Annotated in this window: 12 protein-coding genes; 2 read left to right on the top strand and 10 right to left on the bottom strand. The window is 60.7% G+C overall.

Annotated features, from left to right (window positions below):
- Positions 1–203: 203 nt before the first annotated feature.
- The 9 genes from HHL08_RS26175 to katE form a co-directional block, all read right to left on the bottom strand.
- On the bottom strand, positions 204–2,195 hold the full coding sequence (locus HHL08_RS26175) for a sensor histidine kinase (protein WP_328804702.1): 1,992 nt from the start codon (positions 2,193–2,195) through the stop codon (positions 204–206).
- Between the two features lie 634 nt (positions 2,196–2,829).
- Positions 2,830–3,681 carry a glycosyltransferase family 2 protein gene (locus HHL08_RS19705; RefSeq protein WP_206377994.1) on the bottom strand — a complete coding sequence of 284 codons (852 nt, stop codon included), beginning with the start codon at positions 3,679–3,681 and terminating at the stop codon, positions 2,830–2,832.
- On the bottom strand, positions 3,678–4,268 hold the full coding sequence (locus HHL08_RS19700; RefSeq protein ID WP_169574725.1) for an SAM-dependent methyltransferase: 591 nt from the start codon (positions 4,266–4,268) through the stop codon (positions 3,678–3,680). Before HHL08_RS19700 ends, HHL08_RS19705 begins: the two co-directional genes overlap by 4 nt.
- Positions 4,265–4,930, bottom strand: a complete 666-nt coding sequence (locus tag HHL08_RS19695; protein ID WP_235955173.1) for a PIG-L deacetylase family protein — start codon at positions 4,928–4,930, stop codon at positions 4,265–4,267. The genes HHL08_RS19700 and HHL08_RS19695 overlap by 4 nt, the downstream gene beginning before the upstream one ends.
- A gap of 8 nt (positions 4,931–4,938) precedes the next feature.
- Positions 4,939–6,054, bottom strand: a complete 1,116-nt coding sequence (locus HHL08_RS19690) for an acyl-CoA dehydrogenase family protein (RefSeq protein WP_169574724.1) — start codon at positions 6,052–6,054, stop codon at positions 4,939–4,941.
- On the bottom strand, positions 6,051–7,094 hold the full coding sequence (locus HHL08_RS19685; protein ID WP_169574723.1) for a glycosyltransferase: 1,044 nt from the start codon (positions 7,092–7,094) through the stop codon (positions 6,051–6,053). Before HHL08_RS19685 ends, HHL08_RS19690 begins: the two co-directional genes overlap by 4 nt.
- A complete protein-coding gene (locus tag HHL08_RS19680; RefSeq protein WP_169574722.1) occupies positions 7,091–8,026 on the bottom strand; it encodes a glycosyltransferase in 936 nt (311 codons plus the stop codon). The genes HHL08_RS19685 and HHL08_RS19680 overlap by 4 nt, the downstream gene beginning before the upstream one ends.
- Complete coding sequence (locus HHL08_RS19675; RefSeq protein ID WP_169574721.1) at positions 8,019–9,173, bottom strand: glycosyltransferase family 4 protein; 1,155 nt, start codon at positions 9,171–9,173, stop codon at positions 8,019–8,021. The genes HHL08_RS19680 and HHL08_RS19675 overlap by 8 nt, the downstream gene beginning before the upstream one ends.
- Before the next feature lie 77 nt (positions 9,174–9,250).
- Entirely contained in the window at positions 9,251–11,425 is a 2,175-nt protein-coding gene (gene katE / locus HHL08_RS19670; RefSeq protein ID WP_206377993.1) for a catalase, read from the bottom strand.
- 260 nt (positions 11,426–11,685) lie between these two features.
- Between katE and HHL08_RS19665 the strand changes: the two genes are divergently transcribed.
- Positions 11,686–12,432: a Crp/Fnr family transcriptional regulator gene (locus HHL08_RS19665; protein ID WP_169574720.1), complete on the top strand. Its 747-nt coding sequence runs from the start codon at positions 11,686–11,688 to the stop codon at positions 12,430–12,432.
- Positions 12,429–12,617, top strand: a complete 189-nt coding sequence (locus tag HHL08_RS19660; RefSeq protein WP_169574719.1) for a hypothetical protein — start codon at positions 12,429–12,431, stop codon at positions 12,615–12,617. Before HHL08_RS19665 ends, HHL08_RS19660 begins: the two co-directional genes overlap by 4 nt.
- A gap of 234 nt (positions 12,618–12,851) precedes the next feature.
- Here the strand turns inward: HHL08_RS19660 and HHL08_RS19655 are convergent, their stop codons facing one another.
- Positions 12,852–13,346: a nucleoside deaminase gene (locus HHL08_RS19655; RefSeq protein WP_169574718.1), complete on the bottom strand. Its 495-nt coding sequence runs from the start codon at positions 13,344–13,346 to the stop codon at positions 12,852–12,854.
- Positions 13,347–13,406: the final 60 nt, after the last annotated feature.

The following is a 13,406-nucleotide window of genomic DNA, read 5'->3' as shown; positions in this document are numbered from 1 at the left end:
TCACAGCGATATCTCAGGGTAGCCATTAAATGCAGGACTTAAACATGGCCTGATCGTGGCGCGTGAAGAGCAAGCTGCCCTTCCGCATTAAGGGAGAGAAATTCGCACGCCGAGCGTCCGCAAAGGGTCGACTGCTCCATATCGCGACCTCCGAGCACGCCGGGTGAATATATCTGTTTTGAAACCTCCCATCTGACATGACGTCACGCCTTTGGTGCGGCGTCTTTCCTGGCGAAATGAATGTTCACCCGCATTCCCTTTCCTGTACCGGACGTGACCGTCCATTCGGCCTTCGCATTCTGACGCAGGGATTGGGCAATTACGGCACCCAGTTTCCCGGCTTTTGGCCAGGTCGTCCCTTCGGCCAACCCTACGCCGTCGTCGGCAACGGTCACGCGACATCCTGTCTCGTCCACTAGGCTATGCAGGGTGATGGTGCCGCCCTCGCCGTCAGGAAAGGCGTGCTTGAGAGAATTGGTCAGCAATTCGTTAACGACCAGGCCTGCCGGCATGGCCACATCTAAGGCGACCGGCCAAGTGTCGACCTTCAGATCAAGCCGAATGCCTTCTGGCGCGTGCGCCTGCATGACCGACGAGGCGATCTGACTCAGATATATGCCAAGGTCGATCGTATCTCCCTGCCCTTCGGTTGAAAGCGAGCGATAAAGTAGCGCCAGCGAATTGATCCGGCCCGCGAGCCGATCGAACCGCTCGCCTGTTTCCTGATCGGAAACATTGCGCGCTTCCATACGGATGAGCGCGGTGATCATCTGGAGGTTGTTTTTTACCCGGTGCTGCAATTCGAACAGCAATGTGTCCTTGTCGCGAAGAGACTGGCGCACCGCTTCGTCGTCTTCGCGAAGGCCCTGGCCGGTCCTGGCAAGCGCGACCAGCCGGAAAAGCGGCTCGCCATGATCACCCTCGATCGTGTTCGACCAGGCATCGATATAGACCGTCTCCCCGCCGAGAGTGATCGAGAAGGTGCCGATATATTCCTCATCGCCCTCTACCGCATCGCTGAGCCGCCGATCGTCATCTGGCGCGGAGGCAACGCCGGGCAAGGCTTGCCAGCTCATGCCTTCGAGGTCTGAAGCAGGCTGCCCGGTCAGCCGTTCGAACTCAAGATTGGCATAGGTGATCCGCTCTGAGGGCGACAGTTCGGAGACCGCTATCGCTACGGGCATGTGATCGAGAAACTGCTTGAAGCGGTCGCTCTCCAGCGCATCGGCCAGTCCTGGGGTATCGAGCAATCGCCCGACCTGCGCCATTCCGTTTTCCATATTATCCAATAGCACGCTCCCTTGCAGCCATTTAGCATGAAAGAGTGCAAGAAAGCAGGGAATTGAGGGTGGGTCGATCAAGGTGCCTGGCAGTCGAGCATCTCGCGCATTTTGCCGCCTAGCGCCACGACATCGAAGGGCTTGGTGATGACCTACATGCCGGCATCGAGCAGGCCGTTTCCAACAGCAGCATTCTTGGCAAAGCCCGTAATGAAAAGCACCATGATGTCCGAACGTGATATGCACTCCGCGTCGGCCGAGTGGCAAAGCTGTGCTGTGGTATCGCGCATGACCTGCGCAGCCTGCTCGACTGGTATGCGACATCGCCGGTTCGACCCGCCGCATTTGAATCCGCGACGCTGATCGCAGCGAGTGATGCCGTTGAATGTTGCGCAGTCTTCGCGGCAGCGCCGAGACCGCGTCCGCCACCGTCCGATCAAATTGGGCGGCCAGGGCTGTCATTTCCTGTCGAAGATGCTCAACAGCGACGCTGTTTGCCCGTGCTTGAACGTTATCTTCGGCGGCCGTCACTTGAACCCGTGCGGTCTCCGCATGCAATGCCAGATGCTCATGCTCGCGAGACACCGCGACAAGATCGTCATACGCCCGGATCGCCTCGGACGAAGCACGCGAAATCGAGAGAATGCTTCGCGCGAACAGCGCAATCAATACCGTTAGTGCAACCAGAACTTCGAAAGGCACTTTTGCGATCAGGAACATATCGATCAGTGCAATTACCAACCATCCGGCGATGAACCCCATACTGGACCGGGGCACCGTCGCCACATTAAGCGCGCCGATGCATACAACGCCGACCAACGTACATGAGATGAGCAATTCCCAATCAGCTGGCGTCTCGTAGATCGCCTCGCCCAGCAATATTATCCGTAGCAGCGCAGTAACGAAGCTGACCACTGTCAGCCGCCTTACGCTATACCTGGGAAATCCGCGGTCAACAACTGGATACGCAATCCGATGTTTTGGAGTGTCGATGACGCCGACAAGCGACAAACGGTTCAGTCATTGTAATGTCACCGGCGCGAACCATACCAAGACTGTCGCTCCCCCCCTTTGGAGCGACACCTCCCTGAACTACGACCCCACCGTCGACATTATCCGCGGCGGGGTTACTTTTGCCGCTCTCCAACACTTGTGACAGCCGGTCCGATAGCGGCCGGCTGTAGGGTGCCTTGGGCCATCCGTTTTACAGCAAGAAGTGGTACATTTGCGACCGTTAGCTTCGGAATCAAATCGAGGTAAGTTGACACTGACGCGCGCAAATCCGAGTCTCTTTATTATCATCTCGTCCGGTACACACTGGCGTGGCGGGCTGATCAGTGCTGTGATTCCATTCATCATAGGAAACCCCAACCTCAGATTATGAACTCGCCCCCGCCAAACGCTCTTGTTGGAGCAATACGGCACCCCACGCGCCCCTTCTACGGGACACGTTCCTATAAACAATGGTTACGCGATCTGTTTGGAACAAGGCGACTACATTCGATGGGAGGTTGAACCGGGCCAGCGGAGACGATTCTGCCGCTTTCTGTCAGGGCGAGACAGGCGGCGACATTCGTGCAAGCCTAATTTCGAGGTCGCTTGGTTGGCGAAGCACATGGATCATGTCCCCGCACCGTCCAATCAAACCCGCCTTCTCGAAGGCGTCGAGCCATCCTTTCATCGGCCATATATTCCATCGTGCTCGAAAAAGGCTGGCGTTGCGGACGATATCTTTCAGATGCTGGAGCGGAGGGTCGAAAACGTCGTGATATTGATGAAAGGCACCAGCGTCACCCATGAATAACAGGGGCAAGCCTGCCGCCCGCGCACGGAACCCGAAGTCGGTATCTTCACCGCCATAGCCGGTAAAGGCTTCGTCAAAACCACCCATATCCAGAAATCGCTGGCGATGGATGCCGAACGCCAGCGACCAGAAAAGACCGGCATTATCCTCTTGCCGCACTCCGTTTGTAGGAAATTGTCGAACCGGATGACCTTGCGCGCGCGACAGGAGATTGGCCTCCTCCCATTCACCACGGGCATCGTTGGGGCCAAGATAGCGTATGTCGGCGCAAATCAGCGCATCATGGTCGGTGAGGCATTGCGCGATGGCCCCGGTCAGCGCGCGCATCGGGATGCAGTCGACGTCCAGGAACAACAGCTTTTGCCCGCTGGCCGCCCGTGCGGCGGCGTTCCGGGCTGCTGCGAGTGGTAGTCCGGGGCCATCGAGACGCAGGATCTGAATCGGGAAGCGCGCTTGTTCGGCACTGATCGGCGGACTGCTGGCCATGTCGACAATAATGAGCTCGTCGGGGCGATGCGTGCTGCGGCGCAGACCTTCGATCAGTTGCGCTAGATGGGCCGACCGGTCCTTGACGATGGTGAGGACGCTCAGGGTCATGCGTGCGCGCGCCACAGGTCCAGGCGGTAGTGGGGCATCCGTTGGGCCGTGATGACGGTGACGGCAGAGCCGAGTGCGGCCTGCAATTTGCGCACCGCATCATTCCCGCTCTGGGGATAGTCGGTGTCGCCTGTCCAGTGGACGAGCAATATGTCCCCACCGGGCGCTATATGGTCGGCGATCCACCGGGCGGCGCGGCCGATGTCGTCATCATCCCAATAATAGGCAACTTCGGACAGGATGGTGAGGTCGAAGGCACCGCCCATAGGTGCCTGTCCCGGGAAAGCCATTTGGCCAAAGGAGACATGGTCGAACATGGCACAGCGCGCGCGGGCAGCCTCGAGCGCGGTTTCGCTGACGTCGATCGCCAACAACGCGTGGCAATGTAGCGCCAGCGACTGCGTCAGGACGCCTTTTGCGCATCCAATCTCGAAGCCCAATCCATAGGTCCGTCCGGCCAGGGCGCGGATGCTATGAGCATATTTATCCTGCTCATAGGCGCTGCTTTCCAGTTCCCAGGGATCGTCGGTCGCGCGAAACATCGTCTCGAAATAATCGTGACCCAGGCTGGTCTTGTGCCGCGTCATGAGGCTCTCCGCAGGTAGAGGATATCGCTGGCAGGCATGGCACGACGGTAGGCAGGCAGCCGGAAGCCGGGACCGTGGGACGCGGTAAGCTGGCTTCGGTGCGCGGCCAGAGCATGACGGCGTTGCCCACGTAGCATGGGCGCTGTGTACAGCATCCGATGGGTTCGGGAGTCGGGGGCCTGCGACCAGACGACATATTCGGCGACGACCAGCCTGCCTCTGGCGCGTTTCTCCACTGTGTAGGCCAGTTGTGCTGCGGCCTCATGATCGCAATGGGGTTCATGGGCAGCGGTGACGGCAAGCGCATCGACGTGCCAGCGCCGGCAAAAGGCGGTCAACCGCCGAACGGTCCGTTCAAATGCCCGACAGCCCGGCTGAGCGGGAGCAGCATCTTTCCAGTCAAGATGTAGTGGCGATTGGCGGCGGCTACCGGTCAGGCGGTGCAAGGCGGCGGCGGCTTCGCGCTTGCGGCTGCTCACCAACTTTCCCGACTGGCCCTTCGCTGTCTCATGCGATCCAGACCCGTCGGTGAGATAGACAAGGCCCGCCAGTCGCCCCGCCTTCGCCGTCTGCGCGATAAGCGCGCCAGCCCCCAGCGTCTCGTCATCGGGATGCGGCGCAAGGACTAACCAGCGCATCTTGCGCCAGGGTTTAGCAGACAAGGAGAGGCTTACCACAAGGCATCCTCCGCGCCCCATGCGTCATGATCTAGCCAGGCGAGCGCAGCCTGATCGCGGGCATAGTCAGGACCGCCCTGCCGCAGATAGAGGCTGAGGTCGCGGATGATCTTGTCAATCCGTTGCCCATCCATTGCGCTGCGCGTGCCGGTGATCCGGGCCGCCAGTTCCATAACGTCCAGACCCGCACGCTCCACGACGCCGCGCGTCATGCGGGCGAAGGCGGGGCCATCGCCATCGTCATGTGCTGCCCTAAGCGCGCATTCGCGGACCCATAGGTAGGCGGTCCGGGTTGCGGCAACCGCATCAGCGAATTTGGCGCGTTGCAGCGGATCGGCGCGCGCCGCGTCGGACATGGCAAGCCGGATTTCGGTCAACAGCGCCTCTATCCCGCCCAGTTGCACGGCGGTGAAGCGCCAGGCGCCGGTCGTGAAGCGGGGTTCACGATCATAATCGCCGGGCTGGCCGAGTAGGTGGGACGGATCGACCGCCATACCCTCCAGGTCATAGACGCCGCTGCCGGTTGCCCGCATACCCCTGACCCGCCATTGTGACAGGTCGGTCCGGGCGGTTTCATCGGCCCGAACGACGACCAGTCGTCGCTCCCCCTGTTCGGGCTGCGCGGTGATGACGGCATAGGCGAGGCCGCCAGCGCCGGTCGCGAAGGATTTGCACCCATGAAGTGCCGATTGGCAAAGTTGCACGCCCGGCTGTGGCTCGGTGGCCCACACCCCATAAAAGGCGCCCTGAGCGAGTTTCTGCCCCAGATCGGCCTTTTGTGCGGGGGAGCCAAACCAGTCGAACAGCGCGAGTGCGTTGACATGGCCTTCATAGAGTCGCCCGACGCTGAGGTCCGCGCGACCGATGATGCGCAGGACGGTCGTCAGGCACTGGTTTCGGGAGGCAGCATCGTCAAACGCCGCGCCGCCGCTTTCGGGTGGGGCGAAGGTGCGATGGATATCCGCGGCGACGAGCGCTTTCATGCTCTCCAAAGGAAAGACCGGCGCAGCATCATAGCGACTGCCAAGCGCGACGAGGGCGGGCGTGATTGCCTCGGCGCGCATGATCGGCGTGTCGATGCCGGAACGGGGATGGCGGGACAGGGTCATGCGACAGGCTCCAGTTGATCGACCGCAGCGGCGGCCATCGTCGCGAGCCAGGTCGCTGCGGCGTCGACGCCACGAGGATCGTGCAGGCGGTTGCGAGCGTGGGGCGGCAGTGCCTTTGCCTGACGGATCAAAGATGGCCATTGGTCGGGGGACGGCCATGTTTCGAGCGTCATCGCCGCGCCCAGCGCGTGCAGCGCGCGCGCCGTCGCCCTCTGCTCGCCATAGGGCCGGTCCTGCGGGATGCAGAGGAAGGGGCTGTCGGCGGCGAGGACCGCATTCACCAGCCCGTCCCCGGCCGCGCCGATGATCAGCCCGGCGCGGGCGATTTCCCGGCCCGGATCGTCAACCCATCCAGCCAGATCGAGATTGGCGGGTCGATCGGCCGACGGGGTCACCGGACCGATCACGCGCCAGTCCATATCCGGGCAGGCCCGCGCGGCCTGGGCAATCGCCGCGCCATCGCCCGGCGGCCCGCCCCGGCCGATCACCACCAGGATGCGGTTGTCCTGTCGGGCAGTTGGATAGGCGGCGGCCGTGATGCCGGGCAGATAGCAGGTCTTGTCCCTGATCCACGCAGGCATCAATGCCATTTCCAGATCGCGGTGAAACGGCGCAATCAATGCCGTCGCACCGCGGAAAGCGTCGAGATGCACCGCATCGATGCGGTCGCCGTTGAGCCGCACATAGATGGTGGGCACCGATGCGAGGCGCGACAGCATCGCCACTTCGACCGAGACATCGACGACCATCAGCGCAGGACGTTCGGTTGCTATCCACCGGGTAATCCTGGCCACGCGCGACCGCACGCCATTATGGTCAAGAGGCGCATAGTGCAGGGCGGCGGGGCGTGAAGCCGTTTCGTCCACCCCGTCGAAGCGACCGGAAATGGGCCGGTCATCATCAAGGTCGATCCCAGCCGTACCCAGCCCCGTACCCAGCAGGACTATTGGCCAGTCGATGGCGGCGGCAATCGCCTCCGCCCGCGCTCGATGCCCTGCGCCATGATGATGGACATAATAGCCGATGGGGCGGCGGGTCATGGCTGGAGGTCCAGCATCATGTCATGCGGCATCGGGGGCAACAGCGGTTCCCGCCGGGCGATCAAAGCAGCGCCATCGGGCTGCGCACGCAAATGCTTGCGCCAGTGCGCACGCTCGCGCCAATGGTTGAAGCCAGGCGCCAGGGGCGCAGCATCCGCTTGGGCGCTGGCGAACAATGTCTGCATCGCGATCGCCATGCCCCCTTCCGCGCGTCCCTCCAGCCGCGGCGAAACGCGAGTGTAAACCGCAGGGGGATGAACAAGGCGCGCGCCCAGCGCCAGCGCCGCTGCAACCAGCGCGCGATCCTCTCCGCTCGCTATGGCCGGAACGCCGCCGCAGGCCAGATAAAGCTCTGCCCGGATGGCGAGCGATGCGCCGGTATGGTCGCCATGGCGGGGCGCCGCGTCCCAGGGCAGAGGATCGATCGTATCCTCGATGGCACGGACTTCCGCCCAATATCGGTCCCATGCCGTGCGCAAGCGATGCACCCGCGGTGGCAACGGTTCGTTGCCATCGATATCGACCCGGCCGCCAACCATGTCGGCCCCCCGCGCGAAGGCAGCAGCGATATTGCGCAACCAGTCCATCGGCGGTCGGCTATCGGCGTCCGTGCTCACAAGGGCTGCGCCGTCCAGCGCGGGCAGCAGGCCAAGGCCCGTATCCATCGCCAGCCGACGGGCCGATCCGGCGTGGGCGAGGCCTGGCGCGAAGGTGCGTTCGCTGATGTGGACGGCCAGCCGTTTAGCGTAGCGGACGCGGGCCGATTCGACCACAGCCCGGCTGTCGTCCGTGCTGTTGTTGATCGCGATCGCAACAGGAATCGGACCGGGCCAGTCCTGCATCGCCAGCGCGTCGAGCAACATCGGCAACCGCGCCGCCTCGTTCCGCGCAGGAACGCAGACGCACAGGGTCATTGGGTTGGGGTCAGCCATGAGAGGCCGATCTTGTGTCAAGCGACGCATGGGACGGGAGCGTCGACGGCATCAGGTGGATCGATGCTGTACGGTCGTTACAGGCGGGTGCCGCCGCCCTGTCGATCTGGCGCAGATAGAGCGCCTCATAATTATCGACCATGCGGTCGGCATCGCACATCTGTTCCGCTCTGGTCCGGCACGCGCGGCGGCCCAGCGCCAGCGCCGACAGCGCTGCCTTGGCAAGCGAGGCGACATCGTCCGGGGTGGCCAGCACACCACACGTCGCATCCAATATCTCCGGCACCGCCCCGCGCGCAAAGGCCGCGACCGGCACGCCGCAGGCGAGCGCCTCTGCAACGACAAGCCCATAAGGTTCGTCCCACATGGGCGTGCAGAGAAAGGCCGCCGCGCCGCCCACAAGCCGGGCCAGTTGCTGATGCGCCAGATGTCCGACATGGGTGACATCCTCGCCCAGCGATGGCGCGATCTGTGTCTGGTAATAATCATCGTCAAGGATCGGCCCCGCAATCCTGAGCGGAAGGCCGACCTGCCGGGCAGCTTCGATCGCCAGATGCAATCCCTTTTCCGGGACGATGCGGCCGTACCAGACCAGATAGGGATCAACGTCGGGCCGAGGATGGAAAGCGAATTTTTGCAGGTCAATGCCGTTCCATATCACCGCGTCGCTATGGGTTACATGGTTCCAAAGAGCGGCAACCGAGCGGGACACGGCAACGAAACTATGGTTGCGCGCAGCACAAAGGCGGATGCCGCTTTCCAGCCAGCAAAAAGGTGGCGTGTGCAGCGTCGTCACCATCGGCATCGGCAGGCTGTCAGCCATCGCGACGGGCAGATAATGCAGCGAATTATTGTGGATGATGTCGAAATCGCGATGGCGCAGGTCGATCATCAGGCTGAGATAGGCGTGATGCTCACGAAAGAAGGGCACGTCGCTCGCTTCTGTCGTACCTACCGTCTGGATCGCCGTTTCGGTGCAGATCGCTTCCAGGCCGATCCCAGGCTCCGATCGGGATGAAGCGAACAAAGTGACCGCATGGCCACGATCCCGCAGCGACCGCGCCAGCAAATGCGTGTGCATTTCCAGCCCACCGGCGAAGGGTTCGGCAATCGGATGTTTAAGATGGGCGATAATGCCGATCCGCATAGAGTGTCATCCTGTCATACGCTTGGTGGGGGATGGCGCGAAGCCATCCCCCCATCGATTTTCGTAAAGGTCCGCGATCAGGCGGCGGGCTGGGCGTCCAGATCGACCGCCAGTTCGCGCGGCCAGTGGCGCAATGCGCGACAGGCGGCGATGAAAGCGCCGGCGTCCTTGGCCGTCGCCAGCGGAAGGCAGGCTTCGTCCAGATCATCGGCTATCCCAGCCTTTTCAAACAGGGCCTGCGCCTCGGCGGTCAGGCCGATATATTTGCAATGCGCAAAGGCGTCTGTGACGAAGTCCTTGGCGGCCGCGTCGATTGCCAGCAGCGCAGCGCCTTCTTCCGACGCCACTACAGCAACCGCATCGAACAGAACAGAGGGACCGCCGTCAATCTTCTGTTTGGCCGCAACCGCCGTGCCATCCGACAGGGTCACGCCGCCGATCTTGGGCGCGACTACCTCGTAAACCGCGCCCTCTTTTCCCACCGCCTTGACCAGCGCGTTGAAGATGGCGGCATCGGCACCGTCGGTCATCAGGATACCGAGCTTGCGCCCCTTGAAGCTGTCCGGTCCGTTCTTGAGGATGCTCAGCGCATCGGACGGCGGCAGGTCCATCATCGTCGGCCGCGCGGCCTGCGCAGGATCGGGCAAGGGGAGGCCAAGCCCGTCGGCGACGGTCTGCGCCAGCTTAGCGTCGATGTTGAGCAGGTGGGAGACCGTGCGCGAACGAATATCGGGGCGTTCGACCTTGCTGAGTTCAAACACGATGGCGTCGCCAATATGCTTCTGCTCGATCGGCGTCTGGCTGGTGAAGAATTGCCGTGCCTGGCTGTAATAATCGGCGAAACTTTCCGAACGCACCCGCTGTTTGGGACCGTCGGCGTCCTGCGCGAAGCTGGTGAAACCGCGCGCGGGGTCTTCGCGCGGCCCACCCTGCGCGGCGCCCCAGCTATTGGGCTCATAATTGGCGCGACCCTTGGGATTACGCATGGCCATATGCCCGTCCTGCTGGAAATGGGCCATCGGACATTTGGGCGCATTGATCGGCAAATGGCTGAAATTGGTGCTGCCAAGGCGCTTGATCTGGGTATCCAGATAGGAAAAATTGCGGCCCTGGAGCAACGGATCGTTCGAAAAGTCGATGCCCGGCGGGACATTCTGGGTCATGAAGGCGACCTGCTCTGTCTCGGCGAAGAAATTGTCAACCACCCGGTCCAGCACCAGACGCCCGACGATGCAGACCGGCACCAGTTCTTCGGGGATCAGCTTGGTCGCGTCCAGCACGTCGAAGTCGAAGCTGTCGGCGAACGCATCGTCAAACAACTGGACCCCCAACTCCCATTCGGGGAAATCCCCGGCATTGATCGCGTCCCACAGGTCGCGACGATGGAAATCGGGGTCGGCGCCGTTAATCTTGACCGCCTCGTTCCACATGACCGACTGCAGGCCCTGCTTGGGTTTCCAGTGGAATTTGACGAAGGTGGATTTGCCGTCCGCATTGACGAGGCGGAAGGTATGAACGCCAAATCCTTCCATCATACGCAGCGAGCGCGGGATAGCGCGGTCCGACATCGTCCACATGACCATGTGGAAGCTTTCGGGCGTCAGGCTGATAAAGTCCCAGAAATTATCATGTGCGGTCTGCGCCTGCGGGAAGTCGCGGTCAGGCTCCGGCTTGGCGGCGTGGATCAGGTCAGGGAATTTGATCGCGTCCTGAATGAAGAAAACCGGGATGTTATTGCCGACGATATCCCAGTTGCCCTCCTGCGTGTAAAGCTTCACGGCAAAGCCGCGTACATCGCGGGCTAGATCGGCCGAACCCTTGGACCCTGCGACAGTCGAGAAGCGTACGAATGCGTGTACACGTTCGCCAACCCGCTGAAGCACATCCGCGCGGGTGACGTCGCTAAGGGATTCCGTCAGTTCGAAATAGCCATGCGCACCATAGCCGCGGGCGTGGACGACGCGCTCGGGGATGCGTTCATGGTCGAAATGGAACATTTTTTCGCGGAAATGGGAATCCTCAAGCAAAATGGGCCCACGCGCGCCTTGTTTCAGGCTGTTCTGATCATCGGCGACCGGTATGCCATGCGCCGTCGTCAAGACTGCGACGTCCCCTCCAGCAAACTGATGCGTTTCGCCACCTTCTGCCTGCGGTTCGGCAAAGCTGTTCGAGATAATTTCGCCAGGCGCGGGTGAGGGAGACTTTTTGGGCGCCTCGGAGGCTTTACCGACAGTCGAAGGGGACTTGGCCATGGGGCATCCTAATGCACGAGAGATGTGCCGGACGCAGGGCCAGCACATAGGGAGCGATGATCAATTAAAATGCGAGTCCCCGGTCATCAGAGCAAACCCGCAGCATTTGGAGAGATAACCCACCGCTCTTCAGCAAGTTGCCGAGGCGCTCGCAAAACTAACGTGCATCATAGCGATTTATTTCCGGCGGCCGGATACGGCGTCGTCACGGGCCGTTTCTGTATTTCAAAATCAAGTCATTTCACTATGAAGGGCCGCTATTGTTTACGGACAAATTTCTCAGGGATCGTCGTGGCGTCGAGCTGGATGTTCATGAGCGGGCTGTACTGGAAAAAGCCATTTTCGAGATACGGACGATAGAGGCACGCAAGACTGTCGTGCAGGCTGGCGAAACCCTGTCCGTAAGCATGTTGCTTCTGGAAGGCTTCATGTGTCGCTATCTCGACGACCGTGAAGGAATGCGGCAACTCGTCGCCGTACAAGTGCCGGGAGATTTTCTGGACTTGCACGCCTATCCGCTGAAGATATTGGATCATGATGTCGCCAGCCTGACGGCTGCAACGATTGCGGTCATTCCCCACAAAGCGCTGGACGAGATCAATGCGGCCATGCCCGAACTCACGCGCAAGCTGTGGTTTTCCACACTCCTCGACGCTGCAATGCACAGGGCATGGCTGTTCCGCCTGGGGCGTCTGGATGCGGTCGGGCGCGTGGCGCATTTCCTGTCCGAAACCAATGCCCGCCTGGTTTCCGCCGGTCTGAGCGACGGCACGCGCTTCGCCCTGGGGATAACGCAAGCAGATATTTCGGAAGTCTGCGGCATAACAAGTGTGCACGCCAATCGCGTGCTGCGGCAGTTGCGGGAAGAGCGATTGTGCATTTTTCGCTCATCGCTCGTGGAAATTCTCGACGTTCAGGGCCTGGCCCGTAGAGGGCAGTTCAATCCCGCATATCTCTACATCGAAAGTACATCCGGTCGTCCGGACATCGAAAGGCTATTAGCATGATTTCGCCAGAAGATTCCGGCATTCAATCCCTGCCCGGCAAGGCGAGCGTAGAGGAAGGCCTTGTCCTGCTCGACGGGCCGAATGGTATAGCCGTCACCATGACGGCTTATGCCGCATCGGAAACCGGCAAAAGTCTGCTCGAAGCGGCTCGGCTGATTGAAGGAAAAGAGCACAATGACAAATGATAGAAAACAGATTTTCGCACAATGATTTGGAATATTACATGATTGAAATTAAATTTCGTTGGCCGGCCGAATTCCGAAAATAATTCGCCATAATATACGGAGCAGCGTTTGGTTTTCCGAAATAGCAGACCTTCCGCTGCTAAGCCCGCAAAATGGCCGATCCGGGTCGTTGTAAGATATGCCGCTCTGCCGCAAATTATACGTTTGCATGCCATGATCCCAAGTTGCTTCTGCCTATATGTTACCTTGCATCTCGATCGGCACGTTATCGTCCGGCTTGAAGTATAGAGCCGCGCATTGTTCCTTTAGGCATCCTCCCTCTAGCATCAAATCCTCGCGCCAAGCATCCTTGATGAAATTCATCGTATCGAGATGACGATCTTCGAAATACATACGGTGTACATCGTCCCGGCCCGCGCCGTAGACAATGCGCCCGACCTTTGCCCAGATGGATGCCATCGTGCACATCCCACACGGCTGTAGGGTGGAATAGAGAGTGGCCCCCCTCAGATCCATGTCGCCGTGCACTTTGCCGGCTTTCCTGAACGCCATCATCTCCGCGTGGGCAGTAGCGTCACATAGCTCCTCTGTTTGGTTGATTGCTCGTGCGAGAATCTTTCCATCCAGCACGATAATGGCTGCAATCGGCGTATCCTCGGGAAATTTTCCTTTGCTCATTGCCAAATTGATAGTCTGCTCCATCCACGCCTTGTCCGTCTCATGAGTCATAATATCTGCGGTCCATCGTCTGCTGATCGACATTGACGATCTTGAATGGCGACCGTTCCA

Source organism: Sphingobium psychrophilum, from assembly GCF_012927105.1.
GTDB classification, from domain to species: domain Bacteria; phylum Pseudomonadota; class Alphaproteobacteria; order Sphingomonadales; family Sphingomonadaceae; genus Sphingobium; species Sphingobium psychrophilum.
This window is presented reverse-complemented; position numbering and strand designations above follow the sequence as displayed.

Excerpts from the sequence above, each read along its gene's own strand:
- HHL08_RS19675 (WP_169574721.1), bottom strand. The coding sequence starts at position 9,173 with ATGCGGATCGGCATTATCGCCCATCTTAAACATCCGATTGCCGAACCC.
- HHL08_RS19655 (WP_169574718.1), bottom strand. The coding sequence starts at position 13,346 with ATGACTCATGAGACGGACAAGGCGTGGATGGAGCAGACTATCAATTTG.
- HHL08_RS19705 (WP_206377994.1), bottom strand. The coding sequence starts at position 3,681 with ATGACCCTGAGCGTCCTCACCATCGTCAAGGACCGGTCGGCCCATCTA.
- HHL08_RS19690 (WP_169574724.1), bottom strand. The coding sequence starts at position 6,054 with ATGACCCTGTCCCGCCATCCCCGTTCCGGCATCGACACGCCGATCATG.
- katE (WP_206377993.1), bottom strand. The coding sequence starts at position 11,425 with ATGGCCAAGTCCCCTTCGACTGTCGGTAAAGCCTCCGAGGCGCCCAAA.
- HHL08_RS19685 (WP_169574723.1), bottom strand. The coding sequence starts at position 7,094 with ATGACCCGCCGCCCCATCGGCTATTATGTCCATCATCATGGCGCAGGG.
- HHL08_RS19680 (WP_169574722.1), bottom strand. The coding sequence starts at position 8,026 with ATGGCTGACCCCAACCCAATGACCCTGTGCGTCTGCGTTCCTGCGCGG.
- HHL08_RS19660 (WP_169574719.1), top strand. The coding sequence starts at position 12,429 with ATGATTTCGCCAGAAGATTCCGGCATTCAATCCCTGCCCGGCAAGGCG.
- HHL08_RS19700 (WP_169574725.1), bottom strand. The coding sequence starts at position 4,268 with ATGACGCGGCACAAGACCAGCCTGGGTCACGATTATTTCGAGACGATG.